Consider the following 608-nt stretch of genomic DNA (forward strand, 5'->3'; position numbering starts at 1 on the left):
GGGCTCAGGGCGGCAATCCGCGAAGTGCTGCCCGAAGCGGTCTGGCAGCGCTGCTACGTGCACTTCCTCAGAAACGCGCTCGACTACGTGCCGCGCAAGGTCGACGACGATTGCCTGATGGAGCTCAGATGGTTCTACGACCGGCGCGACCTTGCCGAGGTCAAACGCGACCTGGCGCAGTGGATCGCCAAATGGCAGGCCAAATACCCGAAGCTGGTCAACTGGGTGGAAGACAACATCGAGGAGACGCTGAGCTTCTATCGGCTGCCGCTTGCCCACCACAAGCACATGAAGTCGACGAACATGCTGGAGCGGCTGAACCAGGAGATCAAGCGGCGCACCCTGGTCGTTCGCATCTTCCCCAACCCGCGGAGCTGCCTGCGGCTGGTTCGGGCATTGGCGGTCGAGATCCACGAGAACTGGCTCGAGGCGACCCGCTATCTCAACATGGATCATCTGCGCGAGCACAAGAAGGAGAGCCTGAGAGCATTGGCCGCCTGAGCACCGCCGTGTGTCCGCCGCTCCGCTAAACACGGGGGCTGCGCGGCGGACACGCCGACGTCACAGCTACTGCCACGCCATTTTTGCAGAACTTGACGCACACAACT

The 608-nt window shown here is 62.3% G+C and carries 1 protein-coding gene; it reads left to right on the forward strand.

Annotated features, from left to right (window positions below; all coding sequences use genetic code 11):
- On the forward strand, positions 1–501 hold a 501-nt coding region (locus NKH05_RS33010), incomplete at its 5' end, for a transposase (protein ID WP_353027107.1).
- Positions 502–608: the final 107 nt, after the last annotated feature.

Origin of the sequence: Mesorhizobium sp. M1399 (genome assembly GCF_040317735.1) — a bacterium.
In the GTDB taxonomy this organism is placed as follows: domain Bacteria; phylum Pseudomonadota; class Alphaproteobacteria; order Rhizobiales; family Rhizobiaceae; genus Mesorhizobium.